The 25,629-nt window shown below is 36.4% G+C and carries 29 protein-coding genes; 26 read left to right on the top strand and 3 right to left on the bottom strand.

Annotated features, from left to right (window positions below; genetic code table 11):
- The first annotated feature begins 23 nt into the window (after positions 1-23).
- Positions 24-794, top strand: coding sequence for a sporulation protein (locus C1N55_RS12670; protein WP_137729168.1), 771 nt, complete (start codon positions 24-26; stop codon positions 792-794).
- Positions 795-929: 135 nt separating this feature from the next.
- The gene (locus C1N55_RS12665) at positions 930-2,093 is read left to right on the top strand and encodes an MFS transporter (RefSeq protein ID WP_370452525.1); all 1,164 of its coding nucleotides are present in this window, start codon (positions 930-932) and stop codon (positions 2,091-2,093) included.
- A 98-nt stretch (positions 2,094-2,191) separates the two neighbouring features.
- Here the strand turns inward: C1N55_RS12665 and C1N55_RS12660 are convergent, their stop codons facing one another.
- Positions 2,192-2,875, bottom strand: a complete 684-nt coding sequence (locus tag C1N55_RS12660; RefSeq protein ID WP_137730642.1) for a TerC family protein — start codon at positions 2,873-2,875, stop codon at positions 2,192-2,194.
- 164 nt (positions 2,876-3,039) lie between these two features.
- Here C1N55_RS12660 and C1N55_RS12655 point away from each other — a divergent pair, with 164 nt between their 5' ends.
- From C1N55_RS12655 to mtnN, 14 genes are all read left to right on the top strand, one after another.
- Entirely contained in the window at positions 3,040-3,834 is a 795-nt protein-coding gene (locus tag C1N55_RS12655; protein WP_137729167.1) for a GNAT family N-acetyltransferase, read from the top strand.
- 548 nt (positions 3,835-4,382) lie between these two features.
- Positions 4,383-7,043: an alanine--tRNA ligase gene (gene alaS / locus C1N55_RS12650; RefSeq protein ID WP_137729166.1), complete on the top strand. Its 2,661-nt coding sequence runs from the start codon at positions 4,383-4,385 to the stop codon at positions 7,041-7,043.
- 170 nt (positions 7,044-7,213) lie between these two features.
- Entirely contained in the window at positions 7,214-7,477 is a 264-nt protein-coding gene (locus C1N55_RS12645; RefSeq protein ID WP_137729165.1) for an IreB family regulatory phosphoprotein, read from the top strand.
- A gap of 8 nt (positions 7,478-7,485) precedes the next feature.
- The gene (ruvX, locus tag C1N55_RS12640) at positions 7,486-7,902 is read left to right on the top strand and encodes a Holliday junction resolvase RuvX (RefSeq protein ID WP_137729164.1); all 417 of its coding nucleotides are present in this window, start codon (positions 7,486-7,488) and stop codon (positions 7,900-7,902) included.
- A gap of 259 nt (positions 7,903-8,161) precedes the next feature.
- Positions 8,162-8,473, top strand: a complete 312-nt coding sequence (locus C1N55_RS12635) for a DUF1292 domain-containing protein (RefSeq protein ID WP_137729163.1) — start codon at positions 8,162-8,164, stop codon at positions 8,471-8,473.
- A gap of 103 nt (positions 8,474-8,576) precedes the next feature.
- Positions 8,577-9,098, top strand: coding sequence for a DUF1292 domain-containing protein (locus C1N55_RS12630; RefSeq protein WP_137729162.1), 522 nt, complete (start codon positions 8,577-8,579; stop codon positions 9,096-9,098).
- Positions 9,099-9,820: 722 nt separating this feature from the next.
- Complete coding sequence (gene mltG / locus C1N55_RS12625; protein ID WP_205758549.1) at positions 9,821-10,915, top strand: endolytic transglycosylase MltG; 1,095 nt, start codon at positions 9,821-9,823, stop codon at positions 10,913-10,915.
- 222 nt (positions 10,916-11,137) lie between these two features.
- Positions 11,138-11,770: an O-methyltransferase gene (locus C1N55_RS12620; protein ID WP_137729160.1), complete on the top strand. Its 633-nt coding sequence runs from the start codon at positions 11,138-11,140 to the stop codon at positions 11,768-11,770.
- Between the two features lie 6 nt (positions 11,771-11,776).
- A complete protein-coding gene (locus C1N55_RS12615) occupies positions 11,777-12,709 on the top strand; it encodes a peptidase U32 family protein (protein ID WP_137729159.1) in 933 nt (310 codons plus the stop codon).
- Positions 12,710-12,726: 17 nt separating this feature from the next.
- Positions 12,727-14,004, top strand: coding sequence for a peptidase U32 family protein (locus C1N55_RS12610; protein ID WP_137729158.1), 1,278 nt, complete (start codon positions 12,727-12,729; stop codon positions 14,002-14,004).
- Positions 14,005-14,643: a uridine kinase gene (gene udk, locus C1N55_RS12605; protein WP_107934555.1), complete on the top strand. Its 639-nt coding sequence runs from the start codon at positions 14,005-14,007 to the stop codon at positions 14,641-14,643.
- Positions 14,644-14,882: 239 nt separating this feature from the next.
- Positions 14,883-15,365 (top strand): transcription elongation factor GreA, encoded by a 483-nt coding sequence (gene greA / locus C1N55_RS12600; RefSeq protein ID WP_137729157.1) that lies wholly within the window; start codon positions 14,883-14,885, stop codon positions 15,363-15,365.
- A 272-nt stretch (positions 15,366-15,637) separates the two neighbouring features.
- On the top strand, positions 15,638-16,315 hold the full coding sequence (locus tag C1N55_RS12595) for a YrrS family protein (protein WP_137729156.1): 678 nt from the start codon (positions 15,638-15,640) through the stop codon (positions 16,313-16,315).
- Positions 16,316-16,383: 68 nt separating this feature from the next.
- Positions 16,384-17,076 (top strand): 5'-methylthioadenosine/S-adenosylhomocysteine nucleosidase, encoded by a 693-nt coding sequence (gene mtnN, locus C1N55_RS12590; protein WP_137729155.1) that lies wholly within the window; start codon positions 16,384-16,386, stop codon positions 17,074-17,076.
- 219 nt (positions 17,077-17,295) lie between these two features.
- On the opposite strand, the gene sigK is transcribed toward mtnN, so the two are convergent.
- Both sigK and pssA read right to left on the bottom strand, forming a co-directional pair.
- Positions 17,296-18,042, bottom strand: coding sequence for an RNA polymerase sporulation sigma factor SigK (sigK, locus tag C1N55_RS12585; protein ID WP_137729154.1), 747 nt, complete (start codon positions 18,040-18,042; stop codon positions 17,296-17,298).
- Positions 18,043-18,213: 171 nt separating this feature from the next.
- Complete coding sequence (gene pssA, locus C1N55_RS12580) at positions 18,214-18,753, bottom strand: CDP-diacylglycerol--serine O-phosphatidyltransferase (protein ID WP_137729153.1); 540 nt, start codon at positions 18,751-18,753, stop codon at positions 18,214-18,216.
- Positions 18,754-18,870: 117 nt separating this feature from the next.
- Between pssA and C1N55_RS12575 the strand changes: the two genes are divergently transcribed.
- From C1N55_RS12575 to C1N55_RS12530, 10 genes are all read left to right on the top strand, one after another.
- Entirely contained in the window at positions 18,871-19,653 is a 783-nt protein-coding gene (locus C1N55_RS12575; RefSeq protein WP_137729152.1) for a phosphatidylserine decarboxylase, read from the top strand.
- A gap of 88 nt (positions 19,654-19,741) precedes the next feature.
- The gene (locus C1N55_RS12570; RefSeq protein WP_137729151.1) at positions 19,742-20,263 is read left to right on the top strand and encodes a YqeG family HAD IIIA-type phosphatase; all 522 of its coding nucleotides are present in this window, start codon (positions 19,742-19,744) and stop codon (positions 20,261-20,263) included.
- Complete coding sequence (gene yqeH / locus C1N55_RS12565) at positions 20,260-21,363, top strand: ribosome biogenesis GTPase YqeH (protein ID WP_137729150.1); 1,104 nt, start codon at positions 20,260-20,262, stop codon at positions 21,361-21,363. Before C1N55_RS12570 ends, yqeH begins: the two co-directional genes overlap by 4 nt.
- 38 nt (positions 21,364-21,401) lie before the next feature.
- Positions 21,402-22,235 (top strand): shikimate dehydrogenase, encoded by an 834-nt coding sequence (gene aroE / locus C1N55_RS12560; RefSeq protein ID WP_137729149.1) that lies wholly within the window; start codon positions 21,402-21,404, stop codon positions 22,233-22,235.
- 16 nt (positions 22,236-22,251) lie between these two features.
- The gene (gene yhbY / locus C1N55_RS12555; protein ID WP_137729148.1) at positions 22,252-22,557 is read left to right on the top strand and encodes a ribosome assembly RNA-binding protein YhbY; all 306 of its coding nucleotides are present in this window, start codon (positions 22,252-22,254) and stop codon (positions 22,555-22,557) included.
- 12 nt (positions 22,558-22,569) lie between these two features.
- A complete protein-coding gene (locus C1N55_RS12550) occupies positions 22,570-23,142 on the top strand; it encodes a nicotinate-nucleotide adenylyltransferase (protein ID WP_137729147.1) in 573 nt (190 codons plus the stop codon).
- Positions 23,129-23,692: a bis(5'-nucleosyl)-tetraphosphatase (symmetrical) YqeK gene (gene yqeK, locus C1N55_RS12545; RefSeq protein ID WP_137729146.1), complete on the top strand. Its 564-nt coding sequence runs from the start codon at positions 23,129-23,131 to the stop codon at positions 23,690-23,692. The genes C1N55_RS12550 and yqeK overlap by 14 nt, the downstream gene beginning before the upstream one ends.
- 27 nt (positions 23,693-23,719) lie before the next feature.
- Positions 23,720-24,067, top strand: a complete 348-nt coding sequence (rsfS, locus tag C1N55_RS12540; protein ID WP_137729145.1) for a ribosome silencing factor — start codon at positions 23,720-23,722, stop codon at positions 24,065-24,067.
- On the top strand, positions 24,067-24,807 hold the full coding sequence (locus C1N55_RS12535) for a class I SAM-dependent DNA methyltransferase (protein WP_137729144.1): 741 nt from the start codon (positions 24,067-24,069) through the stop codon (positions 24,805-24,807). The genes rsfS and C1N55_RS12535 overlap by 1 nt, the downstream gene beginning before the upstream one ends.
- Positions 24,808-24,930: 123 nt before the next feature.
- Positions 24,931-25,551 carry a helix-hairpin-helix domain-containing protein gene (locus tag C1N55_RS12530; RefSeq protein WP_137729143.1) on the top strand — a complete coding sequence of 207 codons (621 nt, stop codon included), beginning with the start codon at positions 24,931-24,933 and terminating at the stop codon, positions 25,549-25,551.
- Positions 25,552-25,629 lie beyond the last annotated feature (78 nt).

Genomic DNA, 25,629 nt, shown 5'->3' with positions numbered 1-25,629 from the left:
TAATATTGATAGGAGTGCTTAAAATGGCGTTTTTCAAAAAAATGGCAGCAAGTATTGGGATTGGCTCTGCAAAGGTTGATACGAAAATAGAAAAAACCGCTTATAATGCCGGTGATCAAATTAAAGGTGAAGTTGAAATCTATGGTGGTAATGTAGAACAGCAAATTAACGCTATCTATTTAACTTTATATACTACTTACATTAAAGAAGTAGATGATAATAAGTATACTGCTAACGCACCGATTCAAAAGTATAAAGTTAGTGATCCATTTATTATTAATGCCAACGAAACAAAGATAATCCCATTTTCATTCATTATTCCGTTAGATGTTCCAATCACGTTAGGAAAAACCAAAGTGTGGGTTGCTACAGAATTAGATATTAGAAGTGGTGTCGATTCTGGGGATAAGGATTACATTGATATTCAACCATCGGAGATTGCCTCAAGAGTTTTAGATGAAGTACAGCAGTTAGGATTTAACTTAAGAAAAGTAGAATGCGAACAAGCTTCCTATAAATATCGTGGAAACTATCCATTTATTCAGGAGTTTGAATTTGTACCGACGAGTGGTGCTTTTAGGGGGCGACTAGATGAACTGGAAATCGTCTTCCTTTCACAATCACAAAACCAAGTAGAAATACTAATACAAGTAGACAGAAAAGCAAGAGGATTCGGAGGGTTCTTAGCTGAAGCATTAGATGCAGACGAGACCCATGTGAGGATGTCAATCACGCAACACGATTTAAATACGTTCGGTGAACAATTAAAGCAAGTAATCAGTAGATATTCTTAATAGTCTAATAGGTTTTTGAAATTAGATAGAACGAGATAGTAAGAAGTCGCTAAAAGTAATAGCTTTTAGTGACTTTTTACATTTTTAATAATTTTTTAATTAAATATGCTATGATTCAACTATATTGGAGGTTGAATGACACTTATGAATGATCAGCGTTGGTTGTCCCAAAATTTCTTTATCTTCTTCTTTACATGGGGCGTGTATTTACAGTATTGGTCTGGCTGGTTAAGTGAAGCAAAAGGGTTATCAGTATCCCAAGTGAGTCTCATAATGGGCTTTGGTTTGGTAGCTCGTGCATTGTCCACCATGTTTGTTTTCCCATTTGCTTCAAAATATTTAAGCGCTAAAAAATTAACACAATTTTTAGTGATCAGTGCACTAATTGCCACAATTTTATATATTCCTTTTAACAATTTCGTTGCATTATTTATTGTTACGATGATCTTTAGTTTATTTTACCCATCATTATTACCCGCAATCGAGAGTAGTGCATCTACACTGGTGCAACAAGGAAAAGTCCATTATGGGAAAAGTCGCTCCTTTGGATCAATCAGCTTTGTTATTTCTGTCTTCATACTTAGCATTATAATTGGTTATATTGGCGAGAATGCAATTTTATGGTGTATGATCGGTTATTTAGTCATTATGTTAGTATTACAAGCCATGCCTGCGCCGGAAGTGTTAAGTGTAAAGCCGACAGTAGAAGACCGTCATCAAAAATATTCCATGAGGAGTCTATGGAAAATCAAGGGATTTCCAGTTGTGATGGTACTCGCCATTTTGCTGCAGGGGTCCCTTGCATCCTACTATAATTACAGCTATATCTATTTACAGCGATACCTAGAGGTGAATACCTTTTATATTGGAATTATTTTAAATGTAGCAGTAATTTTTGAGATTTTATTCTTCTTGAAGGTGGATCATCTATTTTCAAAGTGGAAAACCTCTTCATTATTTCTTCTTGCAGCAACAGGCTCAACTTTAAGGTGGGTAATGATTTACTTATTTCCTAATGTATGGGTGTTTAGTTTATCGCAAGTCTTGCATGCCCTTGCATTTGCAATGGCCCACTATGCATTTGTACAGTACATAACAAGGAATTTACCTAAGCAACAATTATCTAACGCACAAGGAATGTATTCAGCGTTAGCAATGAGCTTAAGTGCCGCAGTATTAACCCTATTTGGAGGGTTCTTATATGAGATAACACCTGGTCTAGCCTTTTTAGGGATGATTGTTTTTACTGTGCCTGCCATTTTCATCATTTTATTTACCAAAAAGATCTATCAATATTAGAAAAACCAACTCGACCAGTATAGGATGAGTTGGTGTTTTTTCTTATGGGGATTTCCTTAAAAAACTTAAACATACATATCAGCGTAAGAAAGTCGTCACTAATTTGTGACGACTTCTCTGCATTTTAACAAGTATTTTACCGATAAACCAATAATCATTACAACACCAACGACAATTATTTCAAATGTATAAATAGCTTCTTGAGTTGTGAAAAAAGGTGAAACATAACTGTCTTTTACAATCATCTTCGCAGCAGTCCATGTTAAAAGAGCGGAGCCGAAAACAATAATAATCGGGAATTTCTCCATTAATTTAGTTACAAACGCACTACCCCAAACCACAATAGGAATTGAAACGATTAGTCCAATAATTACAAGTAAGATGCTTCCTTGTGCAGCACCAGCTACCGCAATAATATTATCGACTCCCATTAATACGTCTGCCAGTAATATCGTGCCTATAGCTCCCCAAAAATTCTTTTTACTTGGCTTCACATCCATGTCTTCTTCTGTTAGTAAAAGTTTATATGAAATGTATAAAAGTAAGATGCCACCCACTAATAAGAGACCATCATATTGAAGGAGTTTGACAGCAACTAATGTTAGTAAAATACGAACAAAAATAGCACAGAAGGTTCCCCAAAATATCACTTTCTTTTGTTGGCTTTTAGGTAAGTTTTTTGCAACAAGACCAATCAATAAGGCATTATCCCCAGCAAGTACTAAATCAATCAAAATAATTGTGACTAACGCAGTTAAAAATTCTCCGGACAATATTTCCATCACATATTCTCTCCCGTCTTTTCTAAACAAGGTTCGTCCACTTAACAATCAATATATGAATCTAGAGGTCTTTTCAGAAGGGGAAATCCATTTTTCCGCTATTGAAATAAATTGAAATTTATGGTAATTTCTTTATAATTTTATCGTTTAAGGAGGGGATTAAGATGATCAAGAAACTTACAGAAGAGAATAGACTACAGCTTATGGAGTTTGTCTGTAAGAAACCTGCAGAAAATCTATTCATTATTGGAGATGTAGAAGCATTCGGATTCAATAATGAGTTTCAAACACTTTGGGGTCAATTTAATGAAGAAGGAGAGCTCGTTGCGGTTCTGTTAAGATATGAAAGTAACTATATTCCCTATGCACAAGGTCCTTATGATATTGAAGGCTTTGCCCAAATTATTAATAGTGATCCAAATATGCGAGAACTCTCGGGGCTTAAAGAAGTGGTAGAAAAACTTGAGCCTCTTATTCCAAAGAAGAAAAGAAGTGATAACTCCTTTTACTATGCTAAATGTCAGAGATTATTAGAATCAAAGACACAGGAAGAGCTAAGTCGGGTTGAAAAGTTAACCCTAAATGAACTTGAAGAAAATGTTGAGTTGCTAAAGGGAGTTCCAGAATTCAAGACAAGTAATATTACTGTGGAATCCAAGAAAAGGATGATTGAAAATAATACAGGGCGGACATACTTTATTCGAGTCGATGGTGAAATGGCAACAACGGCTTCTACTACAGCTGAAAATAGTGCTTCGGCAATGATTATTGCTGTCGCAACGAAGGAAGAATTTAAACGCCAGGGACTTGCAACAGTTTGTATGATTAACCTATGCAAAGACCTTTTAGCTGAAGGCAAAGAGCTTTGTTTATTTTATGATAATCCGGAGGCTGGAAAAATTTATAAACGTCTTGGATTTGAGGACATCGGTTTTTGGAATATGTATCGCTATATTTAGAATGGCAAGTAAAATAGTTATAATTGACACAATCTAATCCATTTCATATAATTTATTAGAAAATACGAATTTATCCTTTAGAGAATTTTCGTATACCAATTCTTCTTAATCAGTAATATAGAATAATTTTAAAACTATGATGGAAAAAGTACGTTTTTGTGTTTCGGACAGAAAGAGATTCCTCAGGCTGAAAGAATCTTACGTAAACCATAAATGGAAAAGCTACTCCTGAGTGCAGCCAATCCCTGCCGTTCACTTACGTTACAGTGCTTGAGATATAAGTTTGGTGAACTTTAACCGACTTATAAATTAGGGTGGTACCGCGAACTTACAGTCTTCGTCCCTTTCCAGGGATGAAGGCTTTTTATTTTATTCAAACATAGGATTGGCGGATTTGGTTAGCATTTTTGGCGCAAAACTTTGAAATTAGGCGTATATTTTCATAAAACCAATTGGTTATCTATACCAACCTGGTGGAAACTATCCTATATGATTAAATTAACACCATCATGTAAAAAAAATCACTAAAATTTTGGAGGTATTTTAAGATGAAAGCAACAGATATTCGTCGCAAATATTTAGACTTTTTTATTGAAAAAGGACATGCTCAAGAACCATCTGCACCATTAGTGCCCATTAATGACGCTTCATTACTTTGGATCAATTCAGGAGTGGCAACGTTAAAGAAATATTTTGACGGCCGTGTTATTCCTGATAATCCTCGTATTACAAATGCGCAAAAATCAATTCGTACAAACGATATCGAAAACGTAGGGAAAACAGCGCGTCACCATACCTTTTTTGAAATGCTAGGGAACTTTTCAATTGGTGATTACTTTAAGAAAGAAGCTATTCACTTTGCTTGGGAATTCTTGACAGATCCAAAATGGATGGGATTCAACCCAGAACTTTTATCTATTACGATTCATCCAGAGGACCAAGAAGCATATGATATTTGGAAAAATGAAATCGGTATTCCGACAGAGCGCCTAATTCGTATTGAGGGGAACTTCTGGGATATCGGTGAAGGTCCGTCTGGTCCAAACTCCGAAATTTTCTATGATCGTGGTCCTGAGTATGGGAACGATGAAAATGATCCAGAATTATATCCTGGTGGAGAAAACGAACGTTATCTTGAAATTTGGAATTTAGTATTCTCACAATTCAATCATAATCCGGATGGTACTTACACACCACTTCCTAAGCAAAATATTGATACTGGTATGGGGCTTGAACGTATGGCTTCAGTTGTGCAAAATGTACCTACAAACTTTGACACAGATTTATTTATGCCGATTATCGAGAAAATTGAACAATTCGCAAACCGTACGTACAAACGTCCAGGTGAAATTGATTTAAAAGAAATTTTTGGTAGTGAAGAAGATATTAATACACCATTTAAAGTAATTGCTGACCATATTCGTACCGTGGCTTTTGCAATTGGTGATGGTGCTCTTCCATCAAATGAAGGACGCGGTTATGTATTGCGTCGTTTATTGCGCCGTGCAGTACGCTATGCTAAACAAATTGGTATTGAGAAGCCGTTTATGTTTGAACTAGTACCAACTGTTGGTGAAATCATGCAGGATTTCTACCCAGAGGTAAAAGAAAAAACAGAATTTATTCAACGTGTCATCAAAAACGAAGAAAATCGTTTCCATGAAACACTTGATGGTGGATTAGCAATCCTTTCAGAAGTTATTAAAAAGGAGAAGGCACAGGGATTAAATATAATACCTGGTCGCGACGCATTCCGTTTATATGATACTTATGGATTCCCAGTAGAATTAACAGAGGAATATGCACAGGAAGCTGGTATGACAGTTGACCACGAAGGCTTTGAAGCAGCAATGGAAGAACAACGTGAACGTGCTCGAGCAGCTCGTGCCGATGTCGATTCAATGCAAGTTCAGTCTGAAGTTTTAGCGAACCTTAAGCAAGAGTCAAATTTTGTTGGTTATGATACTTTACTAACTGAAACAAAAATCGTTGCTATGGTGGCAAATGGCCAAATCGCTGAAGTTGCTTCAGAAGGTGATGAAGTTCTGGTAATTTTGGCTGAAACGCCATTCTACGCTGAAATGGGTGGTCAGGTTGCAGACCATGGAACAATTGAGAATGATACATTCAAGGCATTTGTAAAAGATGTACAAAAAGCTCCGAATGGTCAGTCACTTCATACAGTTCTAGTTGAATCTGGTGAAATGCAGTTAAATGACAGTGTAGTAGCAACTGTAGACCGTGTTGAACGTAACCTAGTTGTGAAAAATCATACAGCTACACATATTATGCAAAGTGCATTAAAAGATGTGCTAGGTGACCATGTCAACCAAGCAGGTTCATATGTTGGTCCAGACCGTTTACGTTTTGACTTCTCTCACTTTGGACCAGCTACAAAAGAAGAAATTGAAAAAATCGAACGTATTGTAAATGAAAAAATTTGGGATGATATTGAAGTAGTCATTGAAGAAATGCCAATTGCAGAAGCAAAAGCAATGGGGGCTATGGCACTATTTGGCGAAAAATATGGCGATCTTGTACGTGTAGTTCAACTAAGTGATTACTCTGTTGAGCTATGTGGCGGTATTCATGTAAAACGTTCATCAGAAATTGGTTTGTTCAAAATTGTTTCTGAAGCTGGAATAGGAGCAGGTACTCGTCGTATCGAAGCAGTTACTGGAAAAGCTGCATATGAGGCTGTGAAAGAAGAACAACGTATTCTAGAAGAGTCGGCTCACCTATTAAAAGCTAATCCGAAAGATTTAGTTGCACGTGTTGAAAATCTTCAACAGGAATTAAAAGAGCAACAACGTGAAAACGATGCATTATCCCAAAAAATCGCTAATTCACAAGCGAGTGCAGTTTTGGATGCAGCTCAAAAAATTGGCGATGTTACGGTATTGTCGACAAAAGTAGAAGCAAAAGATAACAATCAATTACGTCAAATGATGGATGACTTAAAAGGTAAATTAGAAAAAGCGGTCATTGTACTTGGTGCGGTTGATGGAGACAAAGTAATGTTATGTGCCGGTGTATCGAAGGAGCTAGTTGGAGGAAACTATCACGCTGGTAATATCGTGAAAACTGTTGCAGAAGCATGTGGAGGTAAAGGTGGCGGTCGTCCTGACATGGCGATGGCTGGAGCAAAGGATGCTTCAAAACTTGAAGAAGCATTAGTTTCTGTGTATGATTACGTTAAATCATTTTAATTTCAAATAATCACTGGAAGAGTAAAATTTCCATATTAAAAAATTTTATGTAAAAAATGGTTCGAATGCCATTCCAATATTTGATTGAAGCCAATAATAAGTTATAATAAAGAAAATGGGGATGTAGTACGTTTTTACATTCCCTAATTTCTGAAAGCGAGGTGCTGGTCTTGAGTTCGTTTGATAAAACAATGAAATTTAGTTTCCCAGAAGAATCAATGGAACAAGAAGTAAAGCAAGTGATGCTGAAGGTGTACTCTTCACTAGAGGAGAAGGGGTATAATCCTACAAATCAAATCGTAGGATATCTTTTATCTGGTGATCCGGCATACATCCCTCGCCATCAGGATGCAAGAAATCTAATTCGTAAGCTAGAACGTGATGAAATTCTTGAAGAGCTTGTAAAATTTTATATTAAGAATAACGAGGCATAATAGTAAATATGAGAATTATGGGTTTAGACGTAGGTTCAAAAACAGTCGGCGTTGCGATTAGTGATGCACTTGGCTGGACAGCACAAGGAATTGAGACTGTAAAAATCAATGAGGAAACAGGCGATTTTGGAATTGAACGTATAAAAGAGCTTGTTAAGGAATATGCTGTTACCGAATTTGTTGTAGGCTTTCCTAAAAACATGAATAATACAGTGGGTCCTCGTGGTGAAGCTTCTAATAATTATAAAAAATTATTAGAAGAAACCTTCCAATTACCTGTCAAGCTTTGGGACGAACGTTTAACAACAATGGCCGCAGAGCGAATGCTTATTGAAGCTGATGTCAGCCGAAAAAAACGCAAACAAGTGATTGATAAAATGGCGGCTGTAATGATCCTGCAAGGATACTTAGATAGTAAGAACTAACATTATCTTACAGTGAATGTTAATGCTAAAGCCTTGCAAGTTTTCGGCTGATCGAACTTATTTAAAGGCTTAACGGATAAGTCATAAAGTTCTCCATGATGGTATAGGTGACATTTTGGTGTCACCATCACAAGGGCTATAACTTGCCCTGGAAGCATATAACAGGTAAGATAGTCACTGCATTGTATTTGCAACAGGCAATCGAACTTTGCCACAAAAGATTAAGCAAAGTTGAAAATTTATGAAGAGGTGACCAATAATGGTACAAGAACACGAACACGATCATGAACACCGTCACATTACGATTGTTGACGAAAATGGAAACGAACAATTATGCGAAGTAATCCATACTTTCGATTCTGAAGAGTTTGGTAAATCATACGTTCTATATTCTTTGGTAGGTGCTGAAGAAGACGATGAAGGTCAAATTGAAATTTTCGCTTCTGCATTCACTCCATCTGAAAATGGTGAAGACGGTGAATTAGAACCAATCGAAACTGAAGCAGAATGGGATTTAATCGAAGAGGTTTTAAATCAATTAGAAGATCAATTGGATGACGAAGAAGAATAATAACTAAATGGAAAGGTAGGCGTTAATATGCCTACCTTTTTTATACTAATTAGAGCGAATTACATTAATTTTGTAATAGTCAATTTTTATGGAGGTGCCTATTATGGATGAACAATTTTTTAAAATTCAATTAGAGGATGGTACGGAGCAACCATGTAGAGCTATTATTACATTTGATAGTGATGAACATTCTTATGTGTTATATTCAATGGTTGATGAAAATGGAAATGACAGTGAGGAAGTATCTGCTCTTCGATTTGAGCTTGATGAGAATGGTGAAATGACAGATTTCACCTCTTTAGAGACTGAAGAAGAGTGGGAGATGGTCGATGAGGTTCTTAATACACTTATTGCTGAATTCGGAGACGGTGAAGAAGACTTCTTTACTATTTCGGATGAGAATGGTGAAGAGGTTGTATGTGAGGTAGTTCATCGATTTGAATTAGATGAATTCAATAAGTCCTATATCCTTTATACTTTTGCAGATCAAGAGGAAATTGGCGAAATTTTCGCAGCTGCATATATTGCTGGTGAAAAAGGCGAAGTACAAGACTTACTGCAGATCGAAACTGATGAAGAATGGGACAAAGTAGAACAAGAACTTGAGTCGTTAAACAAAAAATAATTGCCTGATTCATATAGAAAATGACCCAAAAGGTGTTAAATAAACACTTTTTGGGTTAATTTTTTGATCCTGTATTTAAATTAGTTTGGTTGATTTAATTTCCCAAAGGAAACCAAGGCGTTCCTGAGCTGCGCTAGTTGAGGGACAAAGTTACTGCGCCTGTCGCAAGCTTTCGGCGCAGACAAAACCTGTCACATAACCCGGATGTGGCGCTTATAAAAGTTATTCCTGCATAGGAGGATATTCTAAGTTATGATATTGCGCCTGTCGCAAGCTTTCGGCGCAGACAAAACCTGTCACATAACCCGGATGTGGCGCTTAAAAAAGTTGCTCCTGCATAGGAGGTTATATTAAGTTATGATATTGCGCCTGTCGCAAGCTTTCGGCGCAGACAAAACCCGCCACATAACCCGGATATGGCGCTTAAAGTTGTTCCTGCATAGAAGGTTATTCTAAGTTATGATATTGCGCCTGTCGCAAGCTTTCGGCGCAGACAAAACCCGCCACATAACCCGGATGTGGCGCTTAAAAAAGTTGCTCCTGCATAGGAGGTTATATTAAGTTATGATATTGCGCCTGTCGCAAGCTTTCGGCGCAGACAAAACCCGCCACATAACCCGGATGTGGCGGGTTTTGTTGTCACCATTTGTATTTTCTTGTATCATATTAGGGAGATGTAAGGGGGTACGTTGGTGGATAATAATGAATCTAAAAAACAAGAGATGATTGAAAAGATGAAGATCCGAAAAAAAGAGGGACGAGTTGTACGTCGCATTGTAGCTATTGTAACGTTGGTTATTTTATTAGTTGTTGGGATTGTTGGCGTGAGTGGTTATTTTTATGTGAAGTCTGCGCTTGAACCGGTAAATCCAGAGGCATCGACTGAAATACCAGTAGAAATTCCTATGGGTTCTGGAATTTCAACAATTTCCTCGATCCTAGAAGAGAGTGGCATTATTAAAAATGCACGTATTTTTAAATACTATACAAAATTTAAAAATGAATCGAATTTCCAAGCTGGCGATTACATAATGACTCAGTCTATGACACTTGATGAAATTATCGAAAGCTTAAAAACTGGAAAGGTGTATCGTGAGCCAGTATTTACGGTTACAATACCCGAGGGATTAACTTTGGAACAGATTTCAAAAACTGTTGAAAAAAATACGAAATACACTGCTGATGAGTTTATGCAATTAGTTACAAGTACGGAATTTATTCAAAATATGATGGCTACTTATCCAGATTTAGTCTCAGAGGAAGTTTTAAACGGCAGTATTCGTTATACATTAGAAGGTTATTTATTCCCTTCAACGTATTCTTTCTATGAGGAAAATCCGTCATTACAGGAAATAGTTGAAACGATGCTTTCATTAACGAATGACGTGGTCATGCAATATGCTAGTCTGCTTGAAGAGAAACAGATGACACCTCATCAACTTTTAACTTTTGCTTCCTTACTCGAGGAAGAAGCTACTGCACAGACAGACCGTGAAACGATTGCCAGTGTTTTCTACAATCGATTAGAGATTGAGATGCCATTACAAACCGATCCAACTGTTTTATATGCTTTAGGCGCTCATAAAGACCGTGTATTATATGAAGATTTAGAGGTAGATAATCCTTATAACACCTATGTTATTCAAGGATTGCCACCAGGACCGATAGCAAATGCCGGAAAGGTTTCTATCGAAGCGGCATTAAATCCTACAGACACGGATTACTTATATTTCTTAGCTGACACAGAAGGAAATAATCATTTTGCGAAAACATATGATGAACATTTGCAAAATATCAACCAATATTTAAATCAATAAAGGTTCAAAATGCAGAAGGAAACGAGTATATTTATTAATTCACGAAAAGTTTACAATCATAGCTTTTCAACGCGTGAATGATAAAGATTTATTCGCTTTCCTTCTCTTTTCATGATATTATAGGTTGTGATTTTTTTGAGTACCGAAGTAGATTTTAGATGATGATCTACTCTAGTTCTAATGTATAAAAATATATTTCTTCAATTAAAAGGGGTTCACATAATGGAAATTTCTAATACTTATATAGAATCCTTTATTCAGCCACGTAATGAGTTATTGATGGAGATGGAAGCGTATGCAGAAGAGCATCATGTTCCAATCATGCAATTGTCTGCAATCGATGTGTTAAATCAGCTGCTACGTATTCAGAATCCATCTAGTATATTAGAAATAGGAACAGCGATTGGTTATTCTGCACTTCGTATGGCCAATGCTTTACCTAATTGTACGATTGTAACCGTTGAGAGGGATTCGCAACGAGTAAATCTTGCAAAGCAATTTATTGCACGTTCAGAAGTAGCTAACCGAATTACAGTGATCGAAGGTGATGCGTTAGAAGTGGATGTGGAAAGTATTCAATCTACTTTTGATGCTGTTTTTATTGATGCTGCCAAAGGCCAATATATGCGTTTTTTTGAAAAATACTCACCATTAGTTCCTCCAGGTGGTATTTTATATATCGATAATATGTACATGCATGGTTTATCAGATTTGGATATCAAGGAAGTTCCAAGGCGTAAAAGAACAATGATTCGTAATTTAAAGACATTTGCTGACTGGATCATGTCACATCCGGATTATGATAGTACATTTTTCCCAGTTGGCGATGGCTTGTTAATTTGTTTGAAGAGGTGACAAATAATGAAAAAACCTGAATTATTAGTGACACCAAAGTCAGTAGACCATATTAAGACATTGGTCGACGCAGGAGCAGATGCTTTTGTAATTGGTGAACAACAATTTGGTTTACGTCTGGCAGGAGAGTTTTCTGTGAGTGAAGTGGAAGAGGCAACGAAGCTAATTCACGAGGCAGGGAAAAAAGTATTTGTAGCAGTTAATGCAATATTCCATAATGATCGTCTAGATGCTTTAGAGGGCTATTTAAAAGAAATGCAACGTATAGGTGTTGATGCTTTAATTTTTGGTGACCCGGCAGTGGTCGTAGCAGTTCGTGAGTTAGAAATCACGATACCGCTTCACTGGAATCCCGAAACAATTGCAACAAATTGGTTTCAAGCGAATTACTGGAACGAACGTGGAGCAAAGCGAGCAGTTCTTGCCCGTGAGCTCTCACTGGACGAAGTATTAGAAATTAAAGAGAATGCTGCACCAGAGATTGAAGTTCAAATCCATGGTATGACTTGTATGTTCCAATCAAAACGCTCACTATTAGGGAACTATTTCCTGTACCGTGAGGAAGTAATGGAAGTTGAAAATCGTAAATCAAATAAAAATATGTTCTTGCACGACAAAGAACGTAAAAATAAATACCCGATCTATGAAGATATAAATGGAACACACATCTTTTCTCCTAACGATATGTGTCTGATCGATGAATTAACTGAGCTGTTTGAAGCTGGGATTGATTCATTAAAATTTGATGGTGTACTTCATACGGAAGAATACATTAATACGGTAACAAATTGTTATCGCCAAGCTATTGATGCTTATTTCGATAATGGCGTAGACGCATATGAAGAGATGAAGGACGAGCTATTGGTGAGAATCGAAGAAATTCAACCAGCATTACGTCCGTTAGATACAGGATTTATCTTTAAGGAAACAGTATATTAGAAAGGAGCGACATTGCCTTGTTACAACTAATAGAAAATGAAAAAATTAGCGAAACAGTAAATGGAAAACGTGTTATTACGAAAAAACCCGAGCTGCTAGCACCTGCTGGAAGCTTAGAAAAGTTAAAAGTGGCTGTTCATTATGGTGCTGATGCTGTATTTATTGGTGGTCAAGAATTTGGCTTACGTTCAAATGCAGGTAATTTTTCCATTGAAGAGATGCGCGAAGGTGTCGAATTTGCTAAGAATTATGGTGCTGTCATTTATGTAACCACTAATATTTTTGCACATAATGAAAATATGGCCGGTTTAGAAGAATATCTGCAAGCAATTGAAGGTGTTGGTGTAAAAGGCATAATAGTTGCAGACCCTTTAATTATTGAAACATGTCGACGCGTAGCCCCAAAATTGGAAATCCATTTATCCACACAGCAGTCATTATCAAATTGGAAAGCTGTGAAGTATTGGAAGCAAGAAGGACTTCATCGTGTCGTTTTAGCTCGAGAAGTTGGTGCGGAAGAAATGCTCAAAATGAAAGAAGAAGTAGATATTGAAATTGAAGCCTTCGTTCATGGAGCAATGTGTATTGCCTATTCAGGACGATGTGTTTTATCAAATCATATGACAGCCCGTGATTCAAACCGTGGTGGTTGCTGTCAATCGTGTCGCTGGGATTATGATTTGTATGAAGAGGTTGATGGGGAAGAAAAAGCATTATTTAACGAAGATGATGCACCTTTTGCCATGAGCCCAAAAGACTTGAAACTGATCGAATCGATTCCGCATATGATTGAGCTTGGAATTGACTCATTGAAAGTTGAAGGTCGCATGAAATCAATTCACTATGTTGCAACAGTAATTTCTGTTTATCGTAAAGTAATTGATGCCTATTGCGCAGACCCAGAGAATTTTAAAATAAAAAAAGAGTGGCTGGAAGAATTGGATCGTTGTGCAAACCGTGCAACTGCCTCCAGTTTCTTTGAAGGGGAGCCTGGATATGAACAGCAAATGTTCGGTATTCATGCCTCTAAAATGAAATGGGATTTTGCGGGACTAGTCCTCGATTATGATCAAAATACTCAGATGGTTACATTGCAGCAACGTAATTACTTTAAGCCTGGCGATACAGTTGAGTTCTTTGGTCCTGATATTGAATCCTTCAAATTTGAGGTAGGGCAAATTTGGGATGAAAAAGGGAACGAACTAGAAGTTGCAAACCATCCGTTACAAATTGTTAAATTTAAGTGTGAGCGTCCGTTGTTCAGCTACAACATGATGCGAAAGGAGAATAATTAAATGTCGAAAAAGCGCCCTTTAGTAATAGGGATTGCAGGCGGTTCATGTTCCGGGAAAACGAGCGTGACTCATGCCATCTATGATGTCTTTCGTGAGCACTCCGTTGTTGTAATTGAACAAGATTACTATTATAAAAACCAAAGTCATTTAACTTTTGAAGAACGTTTGAAAACAAACTATGATCACCCACTAGCCTTTGATAACGATTTATTATTGGAGCATGTTAATAGCTTATTACAAAGACAAGCTATCGATAAACCTGTCTATGACTACGTAAATCATACACGTGCAGATGAGGTAATACATGTGGATCCAAAAGATGTAATTATCTTAGAAGGAATCCTTGTTTTAGAAGATAAACGATTACGAGATTTGATGGATATTAAATTATTTGTCGATACAGATTCAGATTTACGTATAATTCGTCGTATTGAGCGAGATATTAAGGAACGAGGTAGAACAATCGATTCTGTTATTGATCAATATCTGACAGCTGTTCGCCCAATGCATAACTTATTCATTGAACCAACAAAACGATATGCAGATGTTATTATTCCAGAAGGCGGAGAAAATGAAGTTGCAATTGATTTAATGGTAACAAAAATTAAAACAATTCTTGAAACTACAACAATTGTGTAATATGATGAGTGAGTATTGGAATTAATTAGTATAAAAAAATATTACTTTTACAAGTCAAATTCGGTTATTAGTTAAGTGGGTATAGGGACTTCTAATCATTCCCCAAACCTCATATGCTTAACTACTAACCGGGTTTTATTATTACATCTTATAATAGAAAACGATTGCATTTTCCTTATTAAGGTGTGTATAGTATTGTTTCAAGTAAAATTTCGTGATGATTTAAGGAGTGAGCTATTTTGGCAAATGAAAAACAATACCCAATGACCATAGCTGGGAAACAAAAATTAGAAGAAGAATTAGAGCATTTAAAAACTGTTAAGCGTAAAGAAGTAGTAGAGCGTATTAAAATTGCTCGCAGCTTTGGTGATTTATCTGAGAATTCAGAATATGATTCAGCTAAAGAAGAACAAGGATTTGTTGAGGGTCGTATCACAACAATCGAATCAATGCTTCGTAATGCATTAATCATAGAAGAATCTGGAGCGAGTGACGTTGTATCTTTAGGTAAAACAGTGTCATTCATCGAGCTTCCAGATGGTGATGAAGAAGAATATACTATTGTAGGTTCTGCAGAAGCGGATCCATTTGAGGGACGTATTTCGAATGATTCTCCAATTGCAAGAGCACTATTAGGTCGTAAAGTGGATGATATCGTAAAATTAATAACTCCAGGTGGAGATATGGAAGTACGTATTGTCGCAATTAAAACAGCTAATTAATTTTTATTTCTAGTATCCTTAACATTTGGCTTAATACATAGCCTTTCGAGTAGGAATATAAATTCCTTTTATAAGGAAACAAAGTTGTTTAATTGTTTTAAGTTAAATTTATATAATAGTTGAATATCAAAGTCGGCAAAATCATATAAAGATTTTGTCGACTTTTTCATTTACTTTAATTTTTTAACAAGATTATTAAAAATAGAGTTATTAATGGTATTCAACTGGAATCTTGATACAATAAAAGTAATGAAGTAAAGGAGGATTCAATTATGTCTAAAGGACAAGAATCTTTAACACGCACTGAACACAAACGAAGTGAGCAAAGAAGTAAAAAAAACAAAGTAGACAAAATCTTAAATATTTTAATTGCCATTGTTTCAATTTTAATTATTTTAAATGTCATGACAATCTTTAATGATGATGATAAAGAACAGGCAAAAGAAGTAGTTGAAAAACAAAATGCAAACAAAAATGCGGAGTCAGAAGATACTAAAAATACAGATAGCGATTCAGAAAAAAATGTAGCTTCAGCAGAGGAAATTGAACACGGTCAGTCGGAATCACAAGATGATGCAAATTCGGAAGAGATAACGGATACAGAGATTATTGTTCAAGCATCAAATGATCCAACGGTTGAAGAAGTAATTGTGAACCCACAATGGAAAGTAACGCCAACCAAACAAGTGGGTGAGCATGTTTCAGCTTACGAAAAGGGTCATCCTGATTACGAGGAAAAATTAGAAACGTATCGTCAAGCTGTTCAGCTAGAGGAAGAAAATATTATCTTTTGGTCGGTTAAAAATAATGGAAGTACCGATAGTTCAGTAGCAGTTGTATCAAACATGGACAAAACTGAAAATTATCGTATTTACATTGAATGGTTGCAAAATGAAGGCTGGAAACCTGTAAAAGTTGAAAAACTAAATCAGGCTGTTGGGTCTCGATAGCCAATCTATTGACGTTAAAGCATATATTCTTTAATATATGTGTGTCAAGAATTGGAGGAATCATAAAAATGAAAATTGCAGTAATCGGAGCAATGGAAGAAGAAGTAGAATTATTAAGAAATTCACTTGCTGATACACAAGTAACTACAATCGCAAACAGTGAATATACAACCGGAAAATATCAAGATAAAGAAGTTATTTTACTGAAAAGTGGAATTGGTAAAGTAAATGCTGCAATGTCTACTACAGCCTTACTATACGGATTTAAACCGGACGTAGTAATTAATACGGGATCTGCAGGCGGATACGATCCATCATTGGATGTAGGTGCTATCGTAATTTCAGATGAAGTACGTCACCATGATGTTGATGTTACTATCTTTAATTATGAAATGGGTCAAGTGCCTCAATTACCACCAGCTTTCAAATCAGATGAACGTTTAATGAAATTGGCAGAAGAAGCTGTTTCAGAGATCGGTGAGCACCAATTTGGAGTTGGGTTAATATGTTCGGGAGATTCCTTTATGAATGATCCTGAGCGTGTAGCAAAGGTGAGAGAATACTTCCCAAAGATGAAAGCGGTTGAGATGGAAGCTGCAGCAGTTGCACAAGTATGCTATCAATTTAAAACACCTTTTGTTGTGATTCGCGCTCTATCTGATATTGCTGGAAAGGAATCAAACATAAGCTTTGAAGAGTTTTTACCAGTGGCTGCAAAGCATTCGACTGAAATTGTCCTTAAGACAATTGAAAAGTTATAATCGTCACCTATTGTTCACAAACTAACTTGATGAAGTGTAAAAATCAAAGTAATATAGAAATATGAATGTAATAGGGGGGTAACGCTATGTTAATGCTAATGGCAGGATCTGTAGCTATCACAGCAATTTTAGGAATTCTTATTTATTCTGGAGCAAAAGAAAATACGTATCATTAAGAAGAAAGCTCATTAAGGTTTTTGAAACCTTAATGAGCTCTTTTTAATTACTAAGATGAGATGATTCGATATCTGCTTTTCGATTTTCTTTCTCGGCTTGATTGTGCTTAAATTGTTGATATAGCTTCACAAGTGCACGCTTTTCTATACGTGATACATAGCTTCTTGATATTTTCAGTTTTTTTGCTATTTCCTTTTGAGTTAATGGATCATTATCGTTTAGTCCATACCGGTACACAATAATCTCTAATTCTCTTGGATCTAATGTATTTAAATAGGCGTACAGCTGCTCAAAGCTTTCCTTTTGCTCGATTTTATCTATGGCTGGTTGTTCTTCTAGCTGCAGTAAATCTCGAATTTGTAAAGATTGTCCTTCTTTATCCACTCCAATCGGTTCAAATAATGAGACATCTTTTTGTACCTTTTTTTGTGCGCGTAAATGCATTAAAATTTCGTTTTCAATACAGCGGGCAGCATAAGTGGCTAAACGAGTTTTTTTATCAGGTGTATAGCTACTAACCGCTTTCATCAACCCGATCGTACCAATTGATATATAATCGTCTAGCTGCTCGTGCTGTGGATGGAATTTCTTGACGACATGTGCAACAAGCCTCATATTTCTTTCAATCAAGTCGAGACGTGCTTGTTCATCGCCGGCCATAAAGCGTTCAATTGCTTTTGCTTCTTCTTCTTTGGTAAAAGGTCGATGAAAAGCCTGCCCCTTTAAATACCCAAGTAATGACGGAATGTCTAACCAAAGCTGCATTAGTGATGCAAAAATTCCGCTCAATCACGTCATCCTTTCTGCTTTTTTCGACATTATATGATAAACTTCCCGAGAAAATGAAAACTAGGGACAAATAAAATTAGAAAACTTGGCTAAACAAGGAATTAATATTTTGTTGCTCCTTCTTTCTGTTGCATAAAAAAACGATGCAATCAAAATGATGCATCGAGAGGTTTAGACCTTTTTTAATGTTAATGTACATACCATCAAGATGGATAGCAACGGAAATAGGAATAAATAAAATTGTTGTCCGACTACTGGAATAAGGAAATATGAAAAAGTTAAAAAGGTACCTGCTGCGGTAATTGGTAACCCGATAAAATAGCCGGTAGCTTCTGAGACATTAAAACGAGCTAATCGGAATGCGCCACAGGCCATGTAAAGAATTGTGAAGATTATTCCAATCATTCCGAACTCATGAAGAATACATTCGTACATTAATAGAGCAGGAGCTACACCAAATGATATAATATCACCCATAGAGTCTAATTGCTTACCAAGCTCCGACTCTTGGTTAAATTTTCTTGCTACCTTGCCATCATATCGATCTAGGAAAGCAGCAATAAAAATAAATAAAACACTGTAACTATATGCTTCATTTATTGTTGCCATAATCGAGGCACCACCGAAAGACAAATTACAAAGTGTAATTAGATTAGCAGCGTGCGATTTAATCTTTTTAATCGTGGAATCCACCATATGGATGATAAACATGGGGAAACACTCCTTTGCGCTAAATATATTTATATATTATACTTCGAAACAGTATAAATTGTAAGTCAATAAAAAAACCTTGAATCCACTAAAAATTCAGACTTGTAGGGGGTATTTATGAAAGAAAAAATATATCAATCACTTATTGAACTTACGAATGGAAAATACAGTTCCTTCATGCTTAAAAAACTTGTGACATCTCCATTCAGTAAAAACCTCATAGAACGTTATAGTAAAGTATACGGAATAGATGTATCCGAGGTTTCACGTAATTTGAACAGTTTTACAAGTTTACAAGATTTCTTCACAAGGCAGTTAAAAGAAGAAGCAAGGCCTGTGAATCAGGCTAAGGATTTGTTTGTTAGTCCTGTAGATGCAAAAGTTGAATCTTTTGGCCGTATAAATGAAGATGCTGTGTTCACAGTCAAAGGAAAGCCGTATACACTAATGGATTTGTTAGGGAACGAGCAGGTAATAGACAAATATAAAAATGGCCAGTTTGTTGTATTTTATTTAAGTCCCGCTAATTATCATCGTATTCATAGTCCGATTGATGGGACGGTGATTCGTCAATATTTTCTTGGAAACAAATCATACCCGGTGAATCAGTTAGGTTTAACTTACGGTAAAAAGCCTATTAGTAAAAACTATCGAATGGTCAGCGAAATACAGCTACAAAAGAATAATCATGTGACTCTTGTTAAAGTTGGGGCGATGTTCGTCAACTCCATTACACTAACAAATATGTCGACATCTTGGAAAAAGGGTGAAGAGATAGGGTTTTTTGGCTTTGGTTCTACGGTTGTCATGTTATTCGAGAAAGACTTTATTACCTTTACTGAAAATATTAAAAAAGGGCATAATGTGAAGATGGGAGAACCTATAGCAATTATGTTATAATTGTATAATGAGAATCTTTACTAACAGAGGAACCATCCTCCAAAAGAATTAAAAAGGTATCATATAACATTTTGAAGGAGTCAAGGCTTTGTATAATTTTTTATTGCCGAGAGAGTTTGTAACTACTGTATTTGAAATTACACCAGAAAAATTAGCTTCCTTAGGGATTAAAGGGGTTATTACAGATTTAGATAATACCCTAATTGAATGGGACAGACCAGATGCAACAGAAGAAATTGCTGCTTGGATGAAGCTAATGGAAGATGCAGGGATTCGTGTCATCATAGCATCTAACAATAACCAAGAACGCGTAAAGCGATTTGCAGAACCACTCGGAATTCCGTTTATTTTTCGAGCAAAAAAACCTTTAGGGGCAGCCTATTATGCGGCCATGAAAGAAATTCGCTTAAAAAGTAATGAAGTAGCAATGGTTGGCGATCAATTATTAACGGATATTATGGGGGCCAACCGTTTGAAATTATATACATTTTTAGTCCGACCTGTTGCAGAGTCGGATGGTTTTGTTACGCTTTTTAATCGTTTTATAGAGCGACGTGTCTTTAAATCGTTAAAACGAAAAGGAATAAAGACTTGGGAGGAACAGCAATGAGTGAAATGCCGAGCTGTATTGGCTGTGGAGCAACTATACAAATAGAAAACCCAAATGAACTAGGATTTGCACCGTCATCCTCATTAGAAAAAGAGACCGTCATCTGTCAAAGATGTTTTCGTTTGAAAAATTATAATGAAATACAACCGGTAAGTTTAACGGATGATGACTTTTTGCGTATATTGAATGGTCTTGGAGAGCAACAGGGTTTGATCGTTAAAATTGTTGATATTTTCGATTTTAATGGAAGCTGGTTACCTGGTCTTCACCGTTTTGTTGGAAAAAATCCGGTTCTATTAGTTGCCAATAAAGCGGATTTATTACCGAAGTCAGTGAAGCCGAAAAAGGTGATTAACTGGATTAAACGAGAAGCTCGTAGTTTAGGTTTACAACCAATCGATGTGATACTTGTTAGTGCCCATAAGGGATTGGGTATGGGAGAAGTAGTAGATGCCATTGAAATACACCGTGAAGGCAAGGATGTTTTTGTTGTAGGGTGTACTAATGTAGGGAAATCTACTTTTATCAACCGAATTATTAAACAGGCAACTGGTGAAGGAAATGTTATTACAACTTCGCACTTCCCAGGTACAACTTTGGACATGATTGAAATCCCTCTTGATGATGGTGCTGCTATTTATGATACACCAGGAATTATTAATCATCATCAGATGGCCCATCATATTGATTCAAGTGAGTTAAAATATATTACGCCTAAAAAAGAAATTAAGCCTAAGGTATATCAGCAAAATGAAGGACAAACTTTATTTATTGGCGCTCTTGCTCGTTTCGATTTCATAAAGGGTGAACGTTCTGCTTTTACAATTTATGCTGCAAATGACTTGCCGATTCACCGTACGAAGCTTGAAAAAGCGGATACCTTGTATGCAGAACACAAAGGGGAACTTCTGGCACCACCAACAAAAGAGCATATACATCTTCTTCCGGAACTAGTACGCCATGAATTTGCCATTAAAGAGGGTAAAACAGACGTAGTAATTTCAGGTTTAGGCTGGATTACTGTTCAGCATCCCAATGTTGTCGTAGCAGCTCATGCTCCAAAAGGGGTAGAGGTATTTATTCGCCCGTCTTTAATTTAATCTGTTAGAGTTAAGTTTAGGAAGAAGAGGTTTTTGAGATGAAAAAATGGTTTGCTGTAATTGGGGATCCGATAGCCCATTCAAAATCCCCTAATATGCATAGTGCTTGGTTTGAAGAATTGAATATTGATGCAGCATATATTCCATTGCATGTAACAAATGAAAGTTTGGAAAGTGCTGTTGCATCGCTAAGAACATTAGGGGCAAGTGGATGGAACGTCACGATTCCACATAAACAAACCATCATGCCTTTTTTAGATGAACTCGATTCCCTTGCTGAAAAAATGGGGGCTGTCAATACAGTCGTAAGTCTGCCAGATGGACGACTAAAGGGCTATAACACAGATGGTGCAGGCTTTGTTCACTCTCTTGAAGAAGCAATTGGAAAACATAAAAAAGAGCAAGATATATTGTTGATAGGTGCAGGTGGTGCTGCTCGCGGTATTGCATTTGCATTACAAGAGTACGGATATCACAATCTTGCAATAACGAATCGTACTGTTGAAAAGGCGGAGGAAATTATACGTGAGTTAGGTGAGGGACAGGCACTTTCTATCGACGAGGCTGAACAGTCCCTGGACAAATTCGGTATTATTATCCAATCCACATCTGCAGGACTTGCTAATAGTGATTTTAAATTGCCTCTAGCTCTTGATAAGTTACAAGAAGGAGCAATTGCTGCCGATATTGTGTATAATCCTTTAATGACACCATTTTTATTAGAGGCACAAAAGAAAAATGCACAAATAGTAAATGGTCTAGGAATGTTCGTCCACCAAGGAGCAATTTCTTTTAACTATTGGTTAGGACAGTATCCAAACACAAATAATATGATAAAAAGATTAACTGCGGAATTAAATCAGTTAATTTAGGAGGAAATTAAGGTTTATGCTTACTGGCAAACAAAAAAGATTTTTACGTGCTGAAGCACATCATTTAACACCAATTTTTCAGGTAGGTAAGGGTGGCGTAAATGACCAAATGATAAGTCAATTACGTGATGTACTAGAAGCTCGCGAGTTAATTAAAGTACGGATTTTAGACAATTGTGAAGAAGATAAAGACGTAGTTGCAAGCGCTCTTGCAAAAGGAACAGGTGCAGAACTTGTACAACTAATTGGCTTAACAGTTGTTTTATATAAAGAATCAAGAAATAACAAAAAGATCGTTTTACCAAAAGTAGACAAGAAATAAGGTGTGTTGGCAATGAAAAAAGTTGGCATTTTAGGTGGGACGTTTAATCCTCCTCATATCGGACATTTAATAATGGCAAATGAAGCATTTGATGCGCTTTCCCTTGATGAAGTCCGGTTTATGCCAAATGCAATTGCTCCACATAAACAATTGGTCGATGATGCATCCATGGAAAATCGTCTCCGTATGGTAGAAATCGCTACCCAACCATATGAGCACTTCACAATTGAATCGATCGAATTAGCGCTTGGTGGGGTATCTTACACGTATAATACGATAGTTGAACTATTAAAGCGTGAACCGGGCGTACAATTTTATTTTATCATCGGAGGCGATATGATTGATTCCCTTCATTCATGGTATAAGATAGACGAATTAATCAAATTGGTTCAGTTCGTTGGACTTAAAAGACCTGGAACTAACTCGGCTACTACATATGATGTGAAAATGGTGGAAGCTCCTGAAATTGATTTATCTTCAACTCTAATCAGAAGTAGGCTGAAAACAGGGAGCACTTTAGAGTTTTTGTTGCCCGTCGGTGTGGAAAGTTATATTCGAAAGGAAGGTCTATATGGAACGCGATAAGTATTTAGCCGCAATAAAACCACGTATGCCTGAAAAAAGATATATTCATACTATTGGTGTAATGGAAACGGCACTTCGATTGGCAAGGAAGTATGGTGAAGAAACTGAGTCTGCTGAAACTGCAGCAATCCTACATGATATTGCAAAGTATGCTGATGAAGAGTGGATGTGTCAAATTGTAAAAGAAAACGGCCTTGACATGAGACTTGTTCATTGGGGTTCTGAAATTTTACATGGTCCGGTAGGTGCTTGGATCGCAGAAACTGAATTTAATATAACAAACGAAGAAATTTTAAATGCTATTCGTTTTCATACAACCGGTAGAGCGGGAATGACAAAATTAGAGAAAATTATTTATATAGCAGATATGATTGAACCAAATCGGAAATTTGACGGGGTTGAAAAACTACGAAAAGTAGCAGATCAGGATTTGGATCTTGCAATGAAAGCATGTATTAGCCATTCAATTGGATATTTAGTTCAAACAGAACAACAAATTTATCCTGTATCGATTGAATGTTTTAATGATGTTATTTCAAAAAACGCTTAGGCGTTAAACAGAGAGGAAAAGTGAAGAATGACGCAAACCTTACTAGAAATTGTTTATAAAGCATTGGATGATAAAAGAGCAGAAGATATCGTTGTATTAAATATGGAGAATATCTCTTTACTAGCAGATTATTTTCTAATTTGTAACGGTAATTCCGATCGTCAAGCTCAAGCAATTGCAAGAGAAGTTCAAGAAAAGGCACAAGAAAACGGCTATGAAGTTAAACGGATTGAGGGGTTTGACTCTGCACGCTGGATTTTAGTTGACCTTGGAGATGTAGTCGTACACATCTTCCATAAAGATGAACGTGCATTTTATAACTTAGAACGTCTTTGGGGAGATGCTCCTCAGCTTGATTTACCAACAGTAGAATGATGAATTCAAGCTATGAAAGATTTGCAATTGTGTACGATCAATTAATGCAGGATATTCCATATGACCAATATGTAAACTGGGTGAAAACAAATGCTCCAAATGAACAGTACCCTAGATTGTTGGATATTGGTTGTGGTACTGGTACTCTTTCTCTTTTCTTTCATCAAGAGGGCTATGAGGTAAGTGGAATTGACTTATCAGAAGATATGTTAGCCGTTGCCTATGAGCGATTACAAACACAGGGTGCAACAATCCCTTTGTTTACTATGTCAATGGACGAATTAGAAGGTTTCTCCAATTTAGATGTGGTTACCATTCCAATCGATTCTATTAATTACGTTGTAAACCAGGATGCGGTGATTGAAACTCTAAAAAGAATATATAGTTCCTTACGTCAGGGCGGTCAATTATTTTTTGATGTGCACTCTCTGTTTAAAATGGACCATATATTTATGGAAAGTCCTTTTACTTATGATGATGGTGAGATTACTTACCTATGGTATACAGAGCCTGGTGAATTCGAACACTCGATTTATCACCAAATGACTTTCTTTTTAAAAGAAGAGAGTGGTCTTTTCGAACGATTTGATGAAGAGCACTATCAAAGAACATTTGCTGTTGACATGTACGTAAATTGGTTAAAAGAAATCGGTTTTACACATGTTGAAGTTACAGCAGATTGGTCAGAAGACAGTCCAGCAGAAGAAAGTGAGCGAATTTTTTTCCGTGCCATAAAATAATACAATTTAGACACTTTTCAAAAGAAGGTAAATTCTGTATATTAAACATATACTCCATATGAATTACCTTCTTTTAGAGAGGTGTTTTTTATATTTCAGCAGGTCATAAAAAAGTATGGGAAAATGGTGCTATTCCCCGGCATTGTTTGTTTAATTCTCCTTTATGTTTTCCTTCAACAAGACTCTTCGAAAGAAGCAGAAACCTATCCAATTACAACGATTCCACAAACGCAAGATGAAGAAATTGTAGATAGTGTAACTTCAGATGTCCAAACTCCGGAACCGATAGTCGAAACAATTATGGTTGATGTAAAAGGTGCAGTAAAATCACCAGGTGTTTACGTCTTAACAACAGATGAACGAATTATTGATGCTATTGAAATGGCTGGTGGATATACCGAGGAAGCTCAATCGACAGCTGTGAATCATGCTCAAAAGCTCCAAGATGAGATGCTTATCTATATTCCGAAAATTGGGGAAGAGATTGACCAAGATCACGCAAATGGACAAGTAATTAGTTCTCCAGCTAAATCCACTGATGCAACAAGTGTTAAGGTGAATTTAAACAGTGCGGATGTTACAGAGTTAACAACTTTACCTGGAATCGGGGCATCAAAAGCTCAAGCTATTATTGCTTTTCGTGAGGAAAATGGCTCATTTAAAACAATTGAGGATCTTAAAAATGTTTCTGGAATCGGAGAAAAAACCTTTGAAAAGTTAAAAGAATACATCGTAGTAAGGTAAGAACGTAGAAATAAAACTCATTTGCATAATAAGGCTTTTCCATCTAAACTAAAAATTAAGACAGTTTGGAGGTAATCA

This window comes from Lysinibacillus sp. SGAir0095 (genome assembly GCF_005491425.1).
Lineage (GTDB): Bacteria > Bacillota > Bacilli > Bacillales_A > Planococcaceae > Ureibacillus.
Note: the sequence above shows the minus strand (reverse complement) of the source record. Positions and strands in the feature narration are given on the sequence as shown.